The organism is Marinibacterium profundimaris (assembly GCF_002210095.1).
GTDB classification, from domain to species: Bacteria; Pseudomonadota; Alphaproteobacteria; order Rhodobacterales; family Rhodobacteraceae; genus Marinibacterium; species Marinibacterium profundimaris.
The window spans coordinates 22,250-41,293 of record NZ_AQQR01000020.1 but is presented as its reverse complement, the minus strand read 5'-3'; the positions used below and the strand labels follow the sequence as shown (position 1 = coordinate 41,293).

General features: G+C 58.4%; 17 protein-coding genes and 1 pseudogene. 17 read left to right on the top strand and 1 reads right to left on the bottom strand.

Features of this window, described 5'->3' with window-relative positions; all coding sequences use genetic code 11:
- The first annotated feature begins 24 nt into the window (after positions 1-24).
- The 17 genes and pseudogenes from ATO3_RS24055 (at position 25) to ATO3_RS23975 (ending at position 17,849) form a co-directional block, all read left to right on the top strand.
- Positions 25-1,124 (top strand): IS3 family transposase gene (locus ATO3_RS24055; protein WP_088652433.1). Its coding sequence is split into 2 segments (ribosomal slippage): positions 25-277 and positions 277-1,124, totalling 1,101 coding nucleotides; the frame shifts between segments, so codons are not numbered across the junction.
- A 161-nt stretch (positions 1,125-1,285) separates the two neighbouring features.
- Positions 1,286-1,492 (top strand): annotated as a pseudogene (locus ATO3_RS24050) (transposase domain-containing protein); the annotation flags it as partial.
- A gap of 123 nt (positions 1,493-1,615) precedes the next feature.
- On the top strand, positions 1,616-2,827 hold the full coding sequence (locus ATO3_RS24045) for a CaiB/BaiF CoA transferase family protein (protein WP_035367056.1): 1,212 nt from the start codon (positions 1,616-1,618) through the stop codon (positions 2,825-2,827).
- Positions 2,824-3,990 (top strand): acyl-CoA dehydrogenase family protein, encoded by a 1,167-nt coding sequence (locus tag ATO3_RS24040; RefSeq protein WP_028095202.1) that lies wholly within the window; start codon positions 2,824-2,826, stop codon positions 3,988-3,990. The genes ATO3_RS24045 and ATO3_RS24040 overlap by 4 nt, the downstream gene beginning before the upstream one ends.
- 105 nt (positions 3,991-4,095) lie before the next feature.
- A complete protein-coding gene (locus tag ATO3_RS24035) occupies positions 4,096-4,950 on the top strand; it encodes an SDR family oxidoreductase (RefSeq protein WP_028095203.1) in 855 nt (284 codons plus the stop codon).
- A 37-nt stretch (positions 4,951-4,987) separates the two neighbouring features.
- On the top strand, positions 4,988-5,794 hold the full coding sequence (locus ATO3_RS24030) for an ABC transporter ATP-binding protein (RefSeq protein WP_088652432.1): 807 nt from the start codon (positions 4,988-4,990) through the stop codon (positions 5,792-5,794).
- A complete protein-coding gene (locus ATO3_RS24025; RefSeq protein ID WP_088652431.1) occupies positions 5,787-7,706 on the top strand; it encodes an AMP-dependent synthetase/ligase in 1,920 nt (639 codons plus the stop codon). Before ATO3_RS24030 ends, ATO3_RS24025 begins: the two co-directional genes overlap by 8 nt.
- Positions 7,707-8,594, top strand: coding sequence for a branched-chain amino acid ABC transporter permease (locus tag ATO3_RS24020; RefSeq protein WP_067919594.1), 888 nt, complete (start codon positions 7,707-7,709; stop codon positions 8,592-8,594).
- Between the two features lie 3 nt (positions 8,595-8,597).
- Complete coding sequence (locus ATO3_RS24015; RefSeq protein ID WP_088652430.1) at positions 8,598-9,671, top strand: branched-chain amino acid ABC transporter permease; 1,074 nt, start codon at positions 8,598-8,600, stop codon at positions 9,669-9,671.
- Between the two features lie 10 nt (positions 9,672-9,681).
- Positions 9,682-10,491, top strand: coding sequence for an ABC transporter ATP-binding protein (locus tag ATO3_RS24010; protein WP_088652452.1), 810 nt, complete (start codon positions 9,682-9,684; stop codon positions 10,489-10,491).
- Positions 10,492-10,524: 33 nt separating this feature from the next.
- Entirely contained in the window at positions 10,525-11,763 is a 1,239-nt protein-coding gene (locus ATO3_RS24005) for an ABC transporter substrate-binding protein (protein WP_332888721.1), read from the top strand.
- Positions 11,764-11,860: 97 nt separating this feature from the next.
- Positions 11,861-13,111 (top strand): ABC transporter substrate-binding protein, encoded by a 1,251-nt coding sequence (locus ATO3_RS24000; protein WP_088652428.1) that lies wholly within the window; start codon positions 11,861-11,863, stop codon positions 13,109-13,111.
- A 93-nt stretch (positions 13,112-13,204) separates the two neighbouring features.
- On the top strand, positions 13,205-13,966 hold the full coding sequence (locus tag ATO3_RS23995) for an enoyl-CoA hydratase/isomerase family protein (protein ID WP_233152301.1): 762 nt from the start codon (positions 13,205-13,207) through the stop codon (positions 13,964-13,966).
- 11 nt (positions 13,967-13,977) lie between these two features.
- Positions 13,978-14,760, top strand: a complete 783-nt coding sequence (locus tag ATO3_RS23990) for an enoyl-CoA hydratase/isomerase family protein (protein ID WP_028095212.1) — start codon at positions 13,978-13,980, stop codon at positions 14,758-14,760.
- Between the two features lie 42 nt (positions 14,761-14,802).
- Entirely contained in the window at positions 14,803-15,561 is a 759-nt protein-coding gene (locus ATO3_RS23985; RefSeq protein WP_088652426.1) for an electron transfer flavoprotein subunit beta/FixA family protein, read from the top strand.
- The gene (locus tag ATO3_RS23980) at positions 15,561-16,487 is read left to right on the top strand and encodes an electron transfer flavoprotein subunit alpha/FixB family protein (protein WP_088652425.1); all 927 of its coding nucleotides are present in this window, start codon (positions 15,561-15,563) and stop codon (positions 16,485-16,487) included. Before ATO3_RS23985 ends, ATO3_RS23980 begins: the two co-directional genes overlap by 1 nt.
- Positions 16,488-16,691: 204 nt before the next feature.
- Positions 16,692-17,849 carry an acyl-CoA dehydrogenase family protein gene (locus ATO3_RS23975; RefSeq protein ID WP_088652424.1) on the top strand — a complete coding sequence of 386 codons (1,158 nt, stop codon included), beginning with the start codon at positions 16,692-16,694 and terminating at the stop codon, positions 17,847-17,849.
- A 21-nt stretch (positions 17,850-17,870) separates the two neighbouring features.
- Here ATO3_RS23975 and ATO3_RS23970 read toward each other — a convergent pair whose 3' ends face one another.
- Entirely contained in the window at positions 17,871-19,037 is a 1,167-nt protein-coding gene (locus ATO3_RS23970) for a CaiB/BaiF CoA transferase family protein (protein WP_088652423.1), read from the bottom strand.
- Positions 19,038-19,044 lie beyond the last annotated feature (7 nt).

Here is a 19,044-nt window from a genome sequence, read left to right as displayed (position 1 = left end):
CGGGCCGGGAATCGGAGAGCTGACATGAAGAGATCGAAGTTCAGCGAGGCGCAGATCGCGTTCGTCCTGAAGCAGGCGGAAGAGGGCACGGTGATCGGCGAGGTGTGCCGGAAGGCCGGGATCAGTGAGGCGACGTTCTATGCTTGGCGGAAGAAGTATGCCGGGCTGATGCCGTCGGAGATGCGCCGGCTGCGGCAGCTTGAGGACGAGAATGGCAAGCTGAAGAAGCTGGTGGCGGACCTGAGCCTGGACAAGGCGATGCTGCAGGACGTGCTGGCAAAAAAACTGTAGGGCCTGCGCGGCGGCGCCAGCTCGTCGATGAGGTTCGGGCGACCTGGAAGGTCAGCATCCGGCGGACTTGCCAGGTGCTGCGGGCCGAGCGATCGAGCTACCACTACAAAGGCAGGCGCCGCTCGCAGGCCGCACTGATGGAACGGATCAAGGAGATCGCAGCGACACGGATACGCTACGGCTACCGGCGCATCCATGTCCTGCTGCGGCGCGAAGGCTGGGCCATAAACCAGAAGAGGGTTTATCGCCTTTACAAGGCGTTAGGCTTGCAGCTCAGGAACAAGACGCCGAAGCGACGGGTCAAGGCGAACCTGCGCGAGGACCGCTGCCCGGCAGTTCGCAGCAACGAGACCTGGGCCATGGACTTTGTTCACGACCAACTCGCGACGGGCACGAAGATCCGGGTTCTGACGATCGTCGACACCTTCAGCCGCTACGCCCCGGCAATCGTGCCCCGGTTCAGCTTCCGCGCCCCGGACGTGATTGAGGTGCTCGAACGGGTCGGCGCCGAAATCGGCCTGCCGAGGACGATCCGGGTCGACCAAGGCAGCGAGTTCGTCTCCCGCGACCTTGATCTCTGGGCCTACCAGCGGGACGTCACCCTGGACTTCTCGCGTCCCGGGAAGCCGACGGACAATGCCTTCATCGAGAGCCTGAACGGCAAGTTCCGGGCGGAGTGCTTGAGTGCCCACTGGTTCATGACCCTCGACGACGCGGCCCGAAAATGCGAGGCTTGGCGCAGAGACTACAACGAAGTTCGCCCACACAGCTCGATCGGCAACAAGCCACCGATAGAGCTCATGGATCGGTCGGTGGCAGATGGCCCTCACTGACCGCGGAATGACCGGAAGCGCCCGCCCGGGTGGTCCAGCATCGGGTAGCAGGTCAATAGCCGGAAAACTCTGCCCGCCGCTGGTCCAAAGATGGGTGTCGCTTCATTCGTGCGGAAAACTCTAAGCCAAACCGGTCCAGTTTTCGGGGATCCCATCACCTGATCAGCATCGGGCGAAAGAACTGGCTTTTCGCACACTCCGACAGCGGTGGCGAAACGCTGTCCCGGGCGATGTCCCTTGTCGAGACAGCCAAGATGAACGGCCACGATCCGCAAGCCTGGCTGGCCGAAATCCTCGACCGCATCCACAATCACATGACCAACCCGCTCAACGAACCGCTTCCATGGAACTGGACGCCAATGAACTGATCCATGGTAACAACCGGGCGGCTACGTTTTCGGGGAGGTGATTACCTTTGAATCTTGAGGTCAGACTTCGCCTTTGCTAGCAATCGAACAACCATTAGAAAATTAGCAGAGTCGAAAGTGCAGATGTCTAGACCCCTTGATCAACTGAAGATTATAGAACTTGGTCACGTAATTGCCGGACCACTTGCGGCAGCTTTACTCTCGGATTTTGGTGCAGATGTCATCAAGATCGAAGCCCCCAACCGGACGGATATGATGCGCGACCTTGGACCCAAGGCAGAGGATGGGGTGGGCGTCTGGTGGAAGACTTTGGGCCGCAACAAGAAAACACTAGGCCTGGACTGGAAGTCCGACGAGGGCCGGGACATCCTGCGCAGGTTGGTTGAAGATGCCGACGTGCTGATCGAAAATTTCCGTCCGGGTGTGCTAGAACGTGCTGGTGTTGGGCCAGACGTCCTGCACGATTGGAACCCGGACTTGGTTGTCTTGCGGGTTTCAGGTTACGGACAGGACGGTCCGATGCGCGACGTGCCAGCGTTTGGACGTGCTGCGGAGGCCATGAGTGGTTTAGCACATCTGACCGGTTTTCCCGACGGGCCGCCGATGCACCCCGGGTTTCCGGCAGCCGACAGCACGACAGGGCTGATGGGCGCTTTGGGAGTCATGATCGCGCTATTTGCTCGCGAAAAGGGCATTGCACGCGGTCAGGTCGTCGATCTTGCGGTGTTCGAGGCGTTGCTTCGGTTGATGGACTATCCTGTTCCCGCATTGACGGGCGCGAAGCTCTCGCCGCGGCGCAATGGGCTGCGCCAGCCGATGGACTTTGCTCCGGGGGGGATGTTCCGAACGTCCGATGGGGTGTGGCTGACCGTTTCCGCAGGAAGCGCGGAAACCGCGCAACGACTGTTGCGGGCAGTCGGCGGGGACGCCCTTGCCGATGATCCGCGGTTTGCGACACTTGGCGAGATGTCGCAGCACATGGCGGTGGTCTTCGATGCGATCAATGATTTTGTCATGCAGCACACAGCTAAGGAAGTGGAGGCGGTATTCGCCCGCCATGATGCCGTTGCCTCGCGTGTGTTGAGTGTCGAGGAAATCACGACGAACGAGCAGATAAGCCATCGCGGGGATATCGTGTCGGTCGCTGGCGAACAGACTCAGGTCATTGGCCCGGTCCCTCATCTCAGCGCGACGCCCGGTCAGCTTCGTTGGCTGGGACGACCGCCTGGCGCAGACAGCCAAAGCATTCTGCGTGATCTTGGTTTTAACGATGAGCGGATCACGGCCCTATGTGAGGCTGGGCTCGTAAGATTGGAAGGAGGGCGCGCGCTATGACATTTCGATTGACCGCCGACCAACAAGAGATTCGCGACCAGATTCTGCGGATTTGCGGAAGGTTCGACGACGACTATTGGCTGGATCGGGATCGCAACGGTGGTTTTCCCCATGAACTGCACAGGGCAATGGCCGATGGCGGCTGGCTAGGTATCGCCATGCCAGAAGCTGTCGGCGGCGCGGGTCTGGGGATCACCGAGGCGACCATAATGATGCAGGCAATCGCCGAGTCGGGGGCCGGCGCGAGCGGAGCCTCGGCCATCCACATGAACATTTTCGGGCTCAACCCGGTGGTGAAGTTCGGGACCGATGAGCAGCGCGCGCGTATGCTTGGCCCTCTGATCGCGGGTGACGAAAAGGCGTGTTTCGCCGTGACCGAACCGACGACGGGGCTGGATACCACAAAGCTGAAGACCATGGCGGTGCGGCAGGGGGACAGATATGTCGTGCACGGACAAAAAGTCTGGATTTCTACCGCGCAGGTGGCCCACAAGATGCTGCTTCTGGCCAGGACAACGCGGCTTGAAGATGTGAGCAGCCCGACCGAAGGGCTGAGCCTGTTCTATACAGATCTCGACCGAAATTTCGTTGACGTGCGAGAGATCGAAAAGATGGGTCGAAAAGCTGTCGATTCGAATGAAGTTTTCATCGATGGGTTGCCGATTCCGGCTGAGGACCTGATCGGGGAGGAAGGCAAAGGCTTTAGACAAATTTTGCACGGGTTGAATCCCGAACGCGTCCTGGTGGCCGGCGAATGTATCGGTATTGCGCGCAACGCACTGGCGCGCGCGGCGCATTATGCAAACGAACGTGTGATTTTTGACCGCCCAATCGGCCAAAATCAGGGTGTTCAGCATCCGCTCGCCAAAGCCTGGGCGCGGGTGGAATCTGCCAATCTCATGGTGATGCACGCTGCAGCCCTCTACGATGCGGGAGAATCCTGCGGCGTCGAGGCGAACGCTGCCAAGCTTTTGGCCGCCGACGCCGCGGTCGAGGCGACCGAAGCCGCGCAAATTACATTTGGCGGATTCGGATACGCCAAGGAATATCACGTGGAGCGACTGGTACGGGAGGCTCTGCTGTTCCGCATCGTACCGGTGACACCGCAGATGCTTTTGTCGTTCATAGCAGAAAAAGCCCTTGGGCTTCCAAAGTCTTACTGATCGGAGATGACGGGCGGGGCTGGTGGGAAAAGGTGTCTTGACCATTTTTCTAACACCCGTTAGATTACTGGCAACTGCCCCTAATGGGGAATGGGAGGAGGCGTCATGAATAAGACGCAGTTTGGGTCTTCGAGGGAGGACCTATCAAAACGTGCAACCGTTTACGCAAGCGGTTTATTCACCGGCAAAATCGTTGTGGTGACCGGCGCTGGAGGCGGATTGGGGCTGGCAATTGCGACCCTGTTCGCAAGGCTCGGGGCCAATCTGGCGATCAATGGACGCAACGAAGAGAAACTGGCTTTGGCCAAGGAGTTCCTTGAAAGTTTCGGGGGCGAAGTTTTCGCTGTGCCTATGACCATCCGGGAGCCTGAGCAGGTCGAGGATTTTGTCGCCAAGACGAACCAGGAGTTCGGGGCGATTGACGTTTTGGTGAACAATGCTGGGGGTCAGTTTCCGCAAGCTGCGTTGGAGTTCAGTCCAAAGGGCTGGAATGCGGTCATAGACACCAACCTCAACGGCACCTGGTGGATGATGCAATCCGCGGCGCGCCACTGGGTTGCCAACAAGCAACCAGGCTCCATCGTCAACATCGTGGCCGATATCTGGCGCGGCATGCCCGGCATCGCGCATACCTGTGCGGCCCGGGCAGGGGTAGTTTACCTGTCCAAGTCGGTTGCGGTGGAGTGGGCCCCGCACGATATCCGAGTGAACTGCGTCGCGCCGGGTTGCTGCGAAAGCAACGGTTTCGGGAACTACCCTCCGGAGGGTTCTGCGACATTTCAGGACTCCAACCCGATGCGGCACGCCGGGGACGAATGGGATGTCGCTGAAGGGGTTGTCTATATGGCGGCCAATTCAGGGAAATTCGTAACCGGTGAAGTTCTGAACATCGACGGTGGGCAGCAATTGTGGGGGGATCCATGGCCAACGGGGCGGCCGGACTACTTCCGGATTACCTGATGTTGGCCGTGAACCTTAGGGGGACAATGAGATCTAGATGACGACAAAGATTAAAACAGCAATCGGAGCCGATGATGGGGCGATACTGGAGTGCAGCGGGGTCGAGCGACGGTTCGGCGGCATCGTCGCTGTCACCGGTGTTGACCTCGTTATTCGACAAGGGGAAATCTTTGGACTTGTCGGTCCGAATGGCAGCGGCAAGACAACGCTAACAAACGCAATTACCGGATTTTACCCGCCAAACGAGGGCAGGGTCCGGCTGGCAGGAAACGACATTACGGGTACGGCGCCTCACAAGGTTGCCAAGCTCGGCGTTGCAAGAACGTTCCAAAATCTTGCTCTGTTCAACGGGATGAGCGTTCTGGACAACATCCTGCTCGGGCGGCACATCCACATGAGCCCAGGCGTTTTGCGTACGGCGCTATATTGGTTGGCAGCACAGCGTGAAGAAATCGAGAACCGTAAAATCGTCGAGGAGGTGATCGAGTTTCTACAGCTCGAGAGCATTCGGCATGAGTTGGTCGATGGTCTTCCGATCGGGTTGAAAAAGCGGGTCGAGCTGGCGCGGGCATTGGTGGCCGAGCCACAGATGCTGATTCTCGATGAACCGATGGCCGGCATGAACCAGGAAGAGAAAGGGTATATTTCCCGTTTCATTCTGGATGCCCGTGCCGAACGCGGCGTCAGCGTTCTGCTGATCGAACATCATATGGATGTCATCACCGGCATTTGTGATCGGATGCTGGCCCTGAATTATGGTGAAATGATCGCCAGTGGCATCCCCAAGGAGGTTGTGAAGGACCCGCGGGTCATCGAGGCATATATCGGAGGGTCGCATGACTGATTTGACGAAGAAACAGTCTTCGGGCAGCGACACGATCGGCGCAATTCTGGCGCGGAACGCCTCGAAACACGGTTCGGAAATCGCGCTTCGCGAAAAAGAGCGTGGGATCTGGAAGGAAACCACATGGGCGGAATACGCCGAAGAGGTGCTGGCCTGCGCGGCCGGGCTTGAGAAAATCGGCGTAACACCGGGCAAGGCGGTGCTTATCCTGGGCGACAACCGGGCGCGGCTGTATGGCGGAATGCTGGCTATTTCGTTGCTGGGTGCCTATGCAATGCCTGCCTATCCCGGCGCGACGCTCGAAGAACTCCGGCACTTTCTTGGCGAAGTCGAAATCGTCGCGGCCATCGCCGAAGATCAGGAACAGGTTGACAAGATCCTGGAGCTGAAGGACGCGGGCGCCGAGGGGATCGACCACATCATTTATGACGAAGCGCGGGGCCTTGGTTTCTATGAGGTCGAAGGGCTGATGTCCTGGGATCACCTGATCGAAGTCGGTCAGCACGATCTGAATGAAGCCCCCGGCCTGCGCGAAGAGCTTTACGGTCGTGCAAAACCCGAAGATCCGGCCATCTTCATGCATTCGTCAGGGACCACGGGCGAGCCGAAAGGTATCGTTCTAAGTCAGAAAAATGTTCTTGCTGCCGCTAAGAACGGGCATGCAGCGGGCGCATTCGACGAAAACGAGGAAATCCTGGCCTATCTGCCGATGGCCTGGGTGGGCGATTTTGCCATTACCGTCGCGGCGGCCCTGCTTTGGCGGTTCACCGTGAACGTGCCGGAACGTCAGGAAACGGTTGTGCGCGACATGCGCGAAATCGCTCCGACATTCTATCTGGCGGCGCCAAGAAGCTGGGACCAGATGCTGACGACGATCCAGGTCGGTATCGAGAATTCGACCCCGGTCAAGAAATGGTTGTACCATTTCTTCATGGATCGGGCCATCGCAGCTGAAATGAACAAGCTGAATGGCAAAAGCGGCGGTGTACTTGAGCCATTGGGCCGGCTTCTGGGCGAGGTGATGGTTTTCGGACCGATCAAGGACCAGTTCGGGATGAGCCGCCTAAAGAATGCGTTCACCGGCGGTGAAGCGATCGGGGAAGACACCTTTGTGTTCTACCGCGCCCTGGGGATCAAGTTGCGTCAGCTCTACGGCCAGACCGAGAACAGCGCGATCAACGCGATTCAGGCTCCGGGCGAGGTCCGTCTTCATACGGTTGGCAAACCGGCGCCTGGCGTCGAGGTCAGCATTGCCGAAGACGGTGAGATCCTGGTGCGCTCGGACAGCGTGTTCGAAGGGTATTTCAACAAACCCGAAGCGACCGCCGAAGCGCTTGAGGGCGGGTGGCTGCATACCGGCGATGCCGGCTATCTGGAAGACGACGGACACCTGGTTGTTCTGGGCCGTGTCTCCGAGGTCATGCACACCGCCGACGGTGAACGTTACGTTCCAAACTACATCGAGAACCGGTTGAAATTCAGCCCGTATATCAAGGATGCGGCCGTGATTGGCGCCGGGCTGAAGGAACTGACGGCGATGGTCTGCGTGGATTTCGAGGCCGTGGGGCACTGGGCCGAAGTGAACGGCGTACCTTACGTGTCATATGCCGATCTTTCTCAGCGTGAAGAGGTCGCGACGTTGCTTCGCGAGGCGTTCCAACGGGTCAACAAGGCCGTCACCGAGCCATTGCGCCTGCAACGCTTTGTCAGTCTGCCGAAAGAATTCGACCCGGACGATGGTGAAATCACACGGACACGAAAACTGCGGAGGAAGGTCGTTCAGGAACGCTATGCCGACGTGATCGCGGCGCTCTACGACGGTTCAAAAGAGGTCCATGTAAGCGCGCAGGTGACTTACGAGACCGGGGAAGTAGGGAAGGTCGAAAGAAGCCTTCCCATCAGGGAGGTATAAATGGACTGGGTCTTTCTATCAGAGCTTGCGATCAACGGAGCCTTGACGGGTCTGCTGTATTCGCTATTCGCCATCGGCCTTGTGCTGATTTACAAGGCATCTTCGGTGCCCAATCTGGCGCAGGGCGGGTTGACCATGGTCGGGGCCTATGTGGTCTTGGCGCTGGCGCGCGATGTGGGTTTACCCTTGTGGCTGGCCATCCCTCTGGCTGCGGTTGTCATGTTCGGCCTTGGGTTCGGCATTGAGCGTGTTGCTCTGCGCCGTCTCGCAGGTCGGCCGGTCGTCATGATCTTGATGCTGACACTCGGCCTCGACATTTTCCTGCGGGGTACAACGCTTGCGATTTGGGGCGGGACGTCACGTTCGATGGAGTTGGGCGTCAGCTATGATCCACTGTTTTTGGGCGACATCTTCATCAGCCGCATCCATCTGGTTGGTGCCGGTGTTGCGCTCGCCTTGTTTGTCGCCTTCATGCTGTTTTTCCGAACCCGGACCGGGATCAAGTTGCGGGCGATCGCGGATGATTACATGGCTTCGTGGTCGGTCGGCATCTCGGTTGAACGCGGCGTTGGCTTGTCTTGGGCGCTGGCATCCGTTGTTGCCGTCGCCGCGGGCGTTATATGGGGCGAGATTCAGGGTGTCGATCAGGCGCTGTCGCTGTTGCTTCTCAAAGGTCTGACGGTTGCCGTTCTCGGTGGTCTCGACAGTATCCTTGGCGCCGTAATCGCAGGCATCATCCTGGGCGTCGTCGAAAACGTCGGCGCTGATTTCCTCGATCCGCTTGTCGGAGGCGGAAGCCGTGAGCTTATCGTCGCCGCCGTGCTCATTCTCACGGTCATGATCCGTCCGCACGGACTATTCGGTCGTCACGACATCGAAAGGGTGTAAGGGATGTTTTACAGACTTTCCGGCGTCCATCACGCCGACTACGTTTCGGACAGCCGTATCTTCAAGGTGCCTGCCGACAGAAATCTGACAGCATTCATCTTTCTGATCGGTCTTGCCGCGCCGTTCATCATTCCGTCGCTTTACCTGAACAGCTACTTGCTTCCCTGGCTGATCTGGACGGCCGCCGCTTTGGGGCTGAACCTGGTGACAGGTTGGGCGGGGCAGCTTCACCTGGGCTATGCCGCGGTCATGGCTGTCGGCGCCTATTCGGCGATCCATGCCGCGCGTTTCGGGGTGCCGTGGGAATTCGCCCTGATCATCGGCGGGTTGACGTCATCCGTGATCGGCAGCCTGTTTGCTTTTGCCGCTTTGCGGGTCAAGGGACTGTATCTCGCCCTTACCACTCTTGCGATGCAATTCGTGATGGACTGGGTTCTGACCCACTCTCCGGCGATCTCGGGGGGCTCACACGCGTCGCTCCAGTCACCGACATTGGCGCTGCTCGGGCAAGAGATTACCACTGATACTGGCTTCTACTATGTCGCCTTCGGCTGGTGTGTCTTGGTGACGATCTTCATGCTTAATCTCAAGCGTACTGGACTCGGTCGCGCCTTGGTCGCTGTCCGTGAAAAAGATTTCGCCGCCGCGATCCTGGGTGTGAACAGTTTCTACTACAAAATTCTCGCATTCGCGACTTCGTCGTTCATCGCGGGCGTCAGCGGTGCGATGCTTGTTGCCACCTTTTTCTTTCTCGCCGCACCCGAGCAATTCTCGGTTGCCGTTTCGATTCAGGTTCTTGCGATGGTGATCGTTGGCGGTCTTGGCAGCATCATCGGATCCTATTTTGGGGTTGCCCTGATCCTTATTGTTCCCGGCCTGGTGAATGGTCTCGTCGCCACGCTGAGTGAATGGATTGGCGTACAGATCGATGTTGAAACACTCGCTCACATCCCGAACGCAGTCTATGGCGCACTGATCGTCACTATCCTTCTGATCGAACCACTCGGTTTGGGAAAACTCTACGGCAACATCAGGGACTATCTGATGGTCTGGCCCTTCGATCAGTTCAAGAAATAGGGGAATGCCGATGCAAGAAAAAGTTGAAGCCCAAAACATTCTATCCATGAACAGCGTCGAAGTACTGTACGACAATGTAATACTGGCGATCAAAGGTGTTTCGGTCCAAGTCCCAAAGGGCGAGATGATCGCACTCTTGGGATCGAACGGAGCGGGAAAAAGCACCACGTTGAAAGCGATCAGCGGTCTTTTGAAGGCTGAGCGCGGACGCATCAGCCGAGGTGAGATAACGTTCCAGGGAGCGGACATTACCGAAGCGCTCGCGCAAAAACGCGTCGAGATGGGCATATGTCATGTCATCGAAGGGCGACGGGTCTTCGAACACCTGACCCCCGACGAGAACCTGACCGCCGCCGCGCCGCGCGGAATGTCCCGATCAACGCTGAATGCGGAAAAGGACAAGATTTACGCCTATTTTCCACGGCTTGCCGAACGCAAAAATTCGCAAGCAGGCTATTTGTCGGGTGGTGAGCAACAGATGCTTGCCATTGGGCGGGCCCTCGTGACCCAGCCGAAGCTTTTGATGCTTGATGAACCAAGTCTCGGGCTTGCTCCGTTCCTGGTCGAGGAAATCTTCGGCATCCTGCAAAAGATCAATAAGGATGAGGGCCTGTCCGTCCTGCTGGTGGAACAGAACGCCCTGGCAGCTCTGGAGATCGTTTCGCAAGGGTATCTTATCGAAAACGGCCGCGTCGTTATGCACGGCACGGCCGAGGCGCTCAAATCCAACTCCGACATTCAGGAGTTCTATCTAGGCGGCGGAGAGACCGATTTTCACAACGTCAAGCACTACAGCCGACGCAAACGTTGGCTGAGCTAACGTACTATTCGAAAACTGTTCAGGGAGGAAAAAATGAAGAAACTTACCAAAGCGCTGGCAGTATTTTCAATGGTTGGCGGGGCGCTGTTCGGCACCCAGGCGCTGGCCGAGCCATTCAAGATCGGCATCTGCTACGATCTCAGCAAGGCCTATACCTTTGCCACGCCGCAGGTTTCGCAGGCCGCGATGGACCTTGCCAAGCTCATCAACATGAAGGGCGGCATCGGTGGGGAACCGGTCGAAGTCATCGTGCGTGACCACGGGAACGAACCGCAGCGCGGAATCGAGTGCTACTCGAAACTCAGCCGCGAGGGCGTCTTTGTTTTCGATACCCTGTCCACTCCGGTCTCTCTGGCTATCCTGCCGCGGGCCATGGAAGACGGGCGTATCCTGATGCAGTCGCTTGTCGGCCGAGGCGATGCCGTCGACGGCACCGTTTTCGAATGGGTCTATCCGATCGGACCGACCTATTGGGGACAGGCGGCCAATGATGTTGCCTACATAAAGCAATTGCATGATGGCGACTTGTCGGACGTGAAGGTGGGGTTTGTGTATTTCGATTATCCTTTCGGACAGGAGCCGATCGAGATTCTCAAAACCTTGTCCGAAAAAGAGGGTTTCAAGCTTGAGCTTTACCCTGTGCCACTGCCTGGCAGTGACCAGGCCGGTGTGTGGTCCAAGGTGCGCCGGGACAACCCAGATCATGTGATTGTCTGGATGCTTGGCGGTGCGCATGTGGTTGCGTCGAAGGAAATGCAGCGCAATCGCATCCCGATGGACAAATACATTTCCGTCAACTGGCTGAACGAAGTCGATATCGCCAATATTGGCGACGAGGCCGCCAAGGGTATCAAGCGCGGTACCAATGTTGTGGGCGGTCAGGACGTCGCGCTGTATCAGGAGATCATGACCGAGCTCTACGACAAGGGCGAGGGTTCGGGCCCGATTGAGAAGACCCAGGACGTTTTCTACAACACCGGTCTGGCCATGTATTCAATCATGTTCGAAGCCGCGCGCAAGGCGGCAGAACTCGAAGGCCTTCCGATTACCGCAAAGTCCTACAAAGCGGGACTGGAGTCGCTTGAGGGATTCGACGCGAACGGGCTGATGGCCCCCATTACGGTGACGGTCGAAGATCATGGCGGCGGTGGCAAGACCCGGATCGAGATGTGGGACGGGGAGACTTGGGTGCCGCAAACCGACTGGATCTCTGAGTACACGGACGTCGTGTGGGAAGTGGTGAAAGAAAGTTCCTCAGAATACGAGCAGTGAAAGACTGGTAGCAGGAAGGGCGACGCTACGCGGGGCGGCAGCGGCGTTTACGAAACGGTATCACCGCCCCAAACCAAACCAACGGGAGAGAGAAAACATGAAAGTCAAACAGCACATTAAGGCAGTAGTCCTTGCTACTGCGCTGGCAGCAAGCGCGACTGTGGCCGCAGCGCAGGACAAGGAGCCGATCCGCTTCGGACTCTGCTTCGACCTTAGCAAATCCTACACTTTCATTTCGCCGCAGGTGGCTCAGGCCGCCCAGGATCTGGCGATGTACACCAACGAAAATGGCGGTATCGAAGGGCATCCGGTAGAAATCATCGTTCGCGATCACGGCAACGAACCGCAGCGCGGTGTGGAATGCTATGAGCAGCTCAAGCGCGAAGGTGTGTTCCTATTCAATTTTCTGTCCACGCCGGTCACGAACGCGGTTCTGCCGCGTGCCATGAAGGACGGCAACGTTCTGATGCAGTCCTTCGTTGGCCGTGGCGATGCAGTTGACGGGGAAGTGTTCGAATGGGTTTTCCCGGTCGGTCCGACGTACTGGCAGCAGGCGGCAAATAACGTTGCCTTCATCAAGGGCCAGATGGGCGGTGACCTGAGCAAGGCGAAGATCGGGTTCATCTATCTGGATTATCCCTTCGGTCAGGAACCAATCGAGATCCTGAAAACGCTTTCCGAGAAGGAAGGGTTCGAACTGGAGCTTTATCCCGTGCCGCTTCCCGGTTCGGATCAGGCCGGTGCCTGGAGCAATATCCGCCGTGATAAGCCAGATTACGTGATCAGCTGGCTTCTGGCTGGCGGGCATGTGGTTGCCTCGAAGGAAATGCGCCGCAACCGGTTCCCGATCGACCGTTACCTGTCGGTCAACTGGCTCAACGAGGTCGATATCGCCAACATTGGCGCACAAGAGGCAAAAGGCATTTTGCGCGGAACCAACGTGGCCGGTGGCCAGGAAGTTCCGATCGTCAAGACGATGCTGGAAACCTACTATGCCAATGGCAAGGGCAGCGGACCCGAGAATCTGGTGCGAGACGTGTACTATAACATGGGTATGGCGATTTATTCGGTCGGTTTTGAAGCCGCGCGTATCGCGATTGCCGAAAACGGTTGGCCGATCACACCGGAAAGCATGAAGAATGCCTATGAATCGATCGAGAACTTCGATGGAAACGGCACCATGGCCCCGGTTACAGTGACCGACAAAGATCATGGTGGTGGTGGCAAGACTCGGGTCGAGCAGTGGAATGGCGAAACCTGGGTTCCGCAGACCGACTGGAGCGCCGACTATCTCGACGTTGTGTGGGATGTCATCAAGCACAGCTCCGCGACTTTCAAAGTCGAGTAGGACACAGCTTCCCCGCGGTAAACATATCGCGGGGAAGCTTTACGCACCCAAGTTGTTCAGAGAAACGAAGCAGGTATCATGAGTCCCATTAACGTGAAGATTGAAGATGGCATTGCGACCGTCTGTATCAACCGGCCAGAACGCAAGAACGCGCTTTCTGTGGCGGCGACGAACGGGCTGACCGACGCCTGGGAGAAGATCGAGGCGGACGACAGCGTTCGCGTGGCCATTCTGACGTCGGCCGATTGCGGCGTTTTCAGCGCCGGATTGGATCTGAAGGAAGCCACACAAATCGCACGCGACGAGGGCGTCGATATTCTGACCAAGATGCGCGACCCGTTTCACGAGACCATGCGCGCCTGCAAAAAACCGATCATCGCGGCGATGACGGGGTCGCTGATGGCGGGCGGAATGATGCTGACGCTGAATTGCGATCTGAGGGTCGGTCTCAAGGGAACCAAGGTCGGCATTACCGAAGTAAAGATCGGTCGTGGATCGCCTTGGGCATCGCCAGCATTGTCCATGCTGCCGCAGCCCATCCTTATGGAAATTGTTCTGACCGGCGATTTGATGCCGATCGAGCGCCTGCACGAATACGGGTTCACCAACTATATCGAAGACACTCCCGATGCTGTCCGCGCACGGGCCTTCGACCTTGCCAAACGCATTGCCAGCGCGGCCCCGCTTTCGGTGATTGCGGCCAAAGGCGGCGTTCGCGCGACCATGGACCTGGGCTGTGCGGGTGGCCTGAAAGAGGGCAAGCGCCTGCACGAGGTGGTTTACGCCAGCAACGACGCGATTGAAGGCCCAAAGGCCTTTGCTGAAAAGCGAGCACCCGTCTGGACCGGGACCTGATGGAGACTTGAATGACTGAGCTTATTCGCCTGGACAGGGAAGGCCCTGTCGGAATCCTGCGTTTTCTTCAGCCGACAAAACGCAACCCTTACAGCATCGGGTTCGTCGAAGAACTGGTGGCGCTCCTGCGCGAAGCCGAACGGGACGCTACGATCCGTGCCGTTGTCATGACCGGCGGCGATCATTTCAGCAGCGGCGGCGATCTTGTCGGGTTTCAGTCCGAGATCGCCAAAGGCGCGCGGGCGACGTCGGAAATGGTGGACCTGGTTCACGATGGCGGACGCGCGGCCTATCTGTTTCGCAAACCTCTGATTTCTGCGGTATGCGGCGTGGCTTTTGGCGCGGGCCTCAGCCTGGCCTTGTCGGCGGACATTGTCGTTGCCGCCGAAGATGCCCGGCTGTGCGAAGTATTTGCACGCGTCGGCGGTTGTCCCGACACGGGATCAAGCTGGCTGCTTCAGCAGCGCGCCGGTGCGGGCGTGGCCCGGATGCTTGTGCTCACGGGCCGTGAAATCGACGGGCGCACCGCTAGGGACCTGCGCGTTGTCGAAGAATGTGTGCCGGCCAACCAGGTCGAAGTACGGGCGTTGGAAATTGCCCGCGAGATTGCAACGCACCCGATGTTTGGCGTTCAGACCGCCAAGCGTGTGATGCGCGCCGCAGCCGAGTGCAGCTATCTCGAGGCGCTGGATATCGAGCGCGATGCCCAAAGCGTTTTGCTGTGCGCGCATGACTTTCCCGAAGCGATGAAAGCGTTTTCGGAAAAAAGAACTCCAGAATTCAAAGACCGTTAGCTCGGTTGAAACCTTATCGCAAAACTCAAGGAGACCACGCCAATGAAGGTACTCGTGCCTGTGAAACGGGTGATCGACTACAACGTGAAGGTCAGCGTCAAGGCGGATGGCAGCGGTGTCGATCTCGCCAACGTTAAGATGTCGATGAACCCGTTCGACGAAATCGCCGTCGAAGAGGCGATCCGCCTAAAAGAGGCCGGCAAGGCCGAAGAGGTCGTCGCGGTATCCATCGGCGTCAAACAGGCGCAGGAAACCCTGCGCACCGCACTGGCCATGGGCGCCGACCGCGCCATCCTGGTCGTCGCAGCGGATGACGTGCACCAGGATATCGAGCCGCTGGCAGTGGCCAAGATCCTTGCCAAGGTCGTGGAAGAGGAACAGCCCGGTCTGGTTCTCTGCGGCAAGCAGGCGATCGACAACGACATGAATGCCACCGGCCAGATGCTGTCGGCGATCCTCGGTTGGAGCCAGGCGACCTTTGCCTCGGAAGTGGGCATCGATGGCGACAGCGCCGTCGTCACCCGCGAGGTCGATGGCGGCCTGCAGACCATCAAGGTCAAGATGCCGACCGTCGTTTCCGTCGACCTGCGCCTGAACGAACCGCGCTATGCGTCGCTGCCCAACATCATGAAGGCCAAGAAAAAGCCGCTGGATGAAAAGACGGCCGCCGACTATGGCGTCGACGTCACCCCGCGCCTGACCGTGGTCAAGACGTCCGAGCCGCCCGAACGCGCCGCCGGTGAAATGGTTGGCTCGGTCGACGAGCTGGTTGCGAAACTCAAGGAAAAGGGGGCGGTGTGATGGCTGTTCTTCTTCTTGCCGAAGTCAACAATGGTGAACTATCGATGGACGCGACCGCAAAGGCGGTCACCGCGTCCAAGGCCCTGGGCGACGTGACGGTTCTGTGCGCCGGCGCGTCTGCCGCCGACGCCGCGAAAGAAGCCGCGACAATCGACGGCGCGGCCAAGGTGCTGGTCGCCGAAGACCCCGCGCTGGGTCATCGCCTGGCGGAATCGACCGCCGACCTGATCGTGTCGCTGGCAGGCGACTACGATCACATCGTGGCACCCGCCACCACCGACGCCAAGAACGTGCTGCCCCGCGTGGCCGCGCTGCTGGACGTGATGATGCTGACCGATGTCTCCGGCGTGGTCGATGCCGACACGTTCGAGCGCCCGATCTATGCAGGTAACGCGATCCAGACGGTGAAATCGGGCGACGCAAAAAAGGTCGTGTCCTTCCGCACCGCCAGCTTCGACGCGGCCGGCACCGGTGGCTCGGCCGCCGTGGAAACCGTGGGCGGCGCATCCGTTTCGGGCCTGTCGGAATGGGTCGAAGACAAGGTCGCCGAAAGCGACCGTCCCGAACTGACCTCGGCCGGTATCGTGGTTTCGGGCGGCCGTGGCGTCGGCTCGGAAGACGATTTTGCGCTGATCGAGAAACTGGCCGACAAGCTGGGCGCCGCCGTTGGCGCATCCCGCGCCGCCGTCGACTCGGGCTTTGCACCGAACGACTGGCAGGTCGGCCAGACCGGCAAGGTGGTCGCGCCTGACCTGTATATCGCCGTCGGCATCTCGGGTGCGATTCAGCACCTTGCGGGCATGAAGGACAGCAAGATCATCGTCGCGATCAACAAGGACGAAGAGGCCCCGATCTTCCAGGTTGCCGATTACGGTCTGGTCGCCGACCTGTTCGAGGCCGTGCCCGAACTGACCGACAAGCTGTAAGCCATTGCAAAAAAGTATAAAAAGGCCCGCCTGTTTTGTCGGGCCTTTTTATACGAGCCGAATGGGCGGCGCGTTGATTGGATAAATCCGGATGCGCACGGTCCGAAGCCGTGTGACGCCCCGTCAGAACGGCTCGGGTTCATTGTGAGAAAAAAACACTTGTTAGATTTTTTCAATGCAAGCATGACTCGATAGGAATAAAACATGTCTCTGATCAAGAACTCCCCGAGTTGGGCAGTGGATGAACACAAGATGTTCGCCGATAGTACACGCAGGCTTTTCGATGCAGAGATGGCTCCGAAGATTGAAAAATGGGCGGAGCAGGGAATTGTTGACCGCGACTTCTGGAAAACAGTCGGTCAGCAGGGTGTCATGGGTGGCTCGATTGCCGAAGAATATGGTGGGTTCGGTGGCGGCATCGGGTTCGACGCGATTACCGTCTACGAGCAGGGGCGCACCGGTGATACGGGTTGGGGCTATGGGATCCAGTCCATCGTAATCCATTATCTCAACGCATATGGCAGTGAGGAACAGAAGAAAAAGTGGTTGCCGAAACTGGTCATCGGCGACAGCGTTGCGGCGATTGCCATGACCGAGCCTGGAACGGGCTCTGACCTCCAGAACGTACAAACCTATGCGGAAAAGGATGGCAACCACTACAAGATCAACGGTTCGAAGATCTTTATCACAAACGGGCACACGGCGGATCTCGTTGTTATCGTGGCAAAGACCGACCGCAACGCCGGCGCTAAGGGCGTTTCGTTGATCGTTCTGGAAACCGAGGGCGCCGAGGGCTTTCGCCGGGGACGGAACCTGAAGAAACTGGGTATGAAAGGTTCGGATACTGCTGAGCTGTTCTTCGAGGATGTGCGCGTGCCTACGGCGAACCTGCTTGGTCCGGAAGAGGGGCAGGGGTTCTACCAGCTGATGAAGCAGCTGCCTTGGGAGCGGCTGATGATCGGCATTACCGCCCTCGGTTTTATTGATTTTGCGATCGATGAAACGGTGAAATATGTTCAGGACCGCAAGGCATTTGGAAGCCGGATCATGGACTTCCAGAATACACGCTTCAAACTGGCGGAATGCAAAACCAAGGCCGAATTGCTACGTTCCTTCGTAAATGACGGGCTCGCGCGTCTTGAAGCGGGCGAACTTGATGCGGCCACGGCTTCGATGGCGAAGTGGTGGGGCAGCCAGACGCAGAACGAGGTCATGCATGAATGCCTGCAACTGCACGGCGGTTACGGTTTCATGATGGAATACCCCATCGCGCGTCTTTATGCCGACAGCCGGGTCCAGATGATCTATGGCGGCACCAACGAGATCATGAAGGAACTGATCGCGCGTTCGCTGGATGTTTGATCCGTCCGGTGCCGGGTGGGGCTATTCCCTACCCGGCACCAGAATCTCGTCGCTGTGTTCCCCAAGTCGCGGGGCCGGGCGATGATCATGCCGCGCCGGTGTTGCCGAGAATCGTATCGGCGGGCGTGTCGTCCAGATCGGTCCTTCGGATGGGTGATCAATCCGTTGGAAGAAGCCGGTCGCGGCAAGATGGGGATCGTTCGGCAAATCTGACAGGTTGCGCACCGGCATGGCGGGTATGTCTGCCTGCTCCATCAGGGCAAGCCAGTCATCCGTGGTCCGGGTCAGCGCAATCTGCGCCACCATATCGTATACCGCGCCGATGTTGCGGCTTCGGGCATCCATGTCAGTGACCCAGACATGGTCGATCATGTCGTCGCGCCCGACCGCCTGAAAGAACCGCGCCCATTGCACGTTGGTGTAGGGCAGAATGGTGATATAGCCATCTACCGTCTGAACCGGACGCCTGTGCGGAACCAGCATGCGGGCATAGCCGAAATCCTGCGGAGCCTCTTCAAAGGTGGCACCATCCATATGTTCGATCAACAGGAAGGCGGCCAGCGTTTCAAACATCGGAACCTCGACATGCTGGGCTTCTCCAGTGCGCTCGCGGTGGAACAGAGCACCCATCACGGCATAGGCAGCAGTGACCCCGCCAAGCTTATCGGCGAGAATTGTCGGGGCATAAGCGGGCGGTGCCTCGGGGTCGCGCAAGGTAGCCAAGCTGGCCAATCCCGACACCGACTGGACGGAATCGTCGAATGCAGGCTTGGCGGCATAGGGCCCGTCCTGCCCGAAACCGGTGGCGGATACCGTGATCAGGTTCGGGTTTTTCTGGCGTAGGGATTCGGGATCCAAACCCAATCTGGCAAGCGCCGCAGGCCGGATGCTCGAAATCATCACATCGGCATCGATGAGCAGTTTGCGCAACTGATCGCGACCGGTTTGTGTTTTGAGGTCGAGTACGACACTGCGCTTGTTACGGTTGGTCCCCAGAAAAGCGGCCCCCATCAGCTTGTTGCGCGATGGCTGGACCTGGCGAAGAAGATCGCCCTCGGGGCCTTCCACCTTGATCACATCGGCCCCCAGATCGCCCAGCATCTGCGTCGCCAAAGGTCCGAAAACTACAGAAGTCAGATCGACGATCTTCACGCCTTGAAGGATCGCCGGTTTGTTCTCAGCGGTCATTTGGTTG

Bases quoted from the DNA above. Each gene is read 5' to 3' on its own strand.
- ATO3_RS23975 (WP_088652424.1), top strand. From the start codon at position 16,692: ATGTCTCTGATCAAGAACTCCCCGAGTTGGGCAGTGGATGAACACAAG.
- ATO3_RS23970 (WP_088652423.1), bottom strand. From the start codon at position 19,037: ATGACCGCTGAGAACAAACCGGCGATCCTTCAAGGCGTGAAGATCGTC.
- ATO3_RS24045 (WP_035367056.1), top strand. From the start codon at position 1,616: ATGTCTAGACCCCTTGATCAACTGAAGATTATAGAACTTGGTCACGTA.
- ATO3_RS23980 (WP_088652425.1), top strand. From the start codon at position 15,561: ATGGCTGTTCTTCTTCTTGCCGAAGTCAACAATGGTGAACTATCGATG.
- ATO3_RS24030 (WP_088652432.1), top strand. From the start codon at position 4,988: ATGACGACAAAGATTAAAACAGCAATCGGAGCCGATGATGGGGCGATA.
- ATO3_RS24035 (WP_028095203.1), top strand. From the start codon at position 4,096: ATGAATAAGACGCAGTTTGGGTCTTCGAGGGAGGACCTATCAAAACGT.
- ATO3_RS24020 (WP_067919594.1), top strand. From the start codon at position 7,707: ATGGACTGGGTCTTTCTATCAGAGCTTGCGATCAACGGAGCCTTGACG.
- ATO3_RS24000 (WP_088652428.1), top strand. From the start codon at position 11,861: ATGAAAGTCAAACAGCACATTAAGGCAGTAGTCCTTGCTACTGCGCTG.
- ATO3_RS24005 (WP_332888721.1), top strand. From the start codon at position 10,525: ATGAAGAAACTTACCAAAGCGCTGGCAGTATTTTCAATGGTTGGCGGG.
- ATO3_RS24040 (WP_028095202.1), top strand. From the start codon at position 2,824: ATGACATTTCGATTGACCGCCGACCAACAAGAGATTCGCGACCAGATT.
- ATO3_RS24015 (WP_088652430.1), top strand. From the start codon at position 8,598: ATGTTTTACAGACTTTCCGGCGTCCATCACGCCGACTACGTTTCGGAC.
- ATO3_RS24010 (WP_088652452.1), top strand. From the start codon at position 9,682: ATGCAAGAAAAAGTTGAAGCCCAAAACATTCTATCCATGAACAGCGTC.
- ATO3_RS23990 (WP_028095212.1), top strand. From the start codon at position 13,978: ATGACTGAGCTTATTCGCCTGGACAGGGAAGGCCCTGTCGGAATCCTG.
- ATO3_RS24025 (WP_088652431.1), top strand. From the start codon at position 5,787: ATGACTGATTTGACGAAGAAACAGTCTTCGGGCAGCGACACGATCGGC.
- ATO3_RS23985 (WP_088652426.1), top strand. From the start codon at position 14,803: ATGAAGGTACTCGTGCCTGTGAAACGGGTGATCGACTACAACGTGAAG.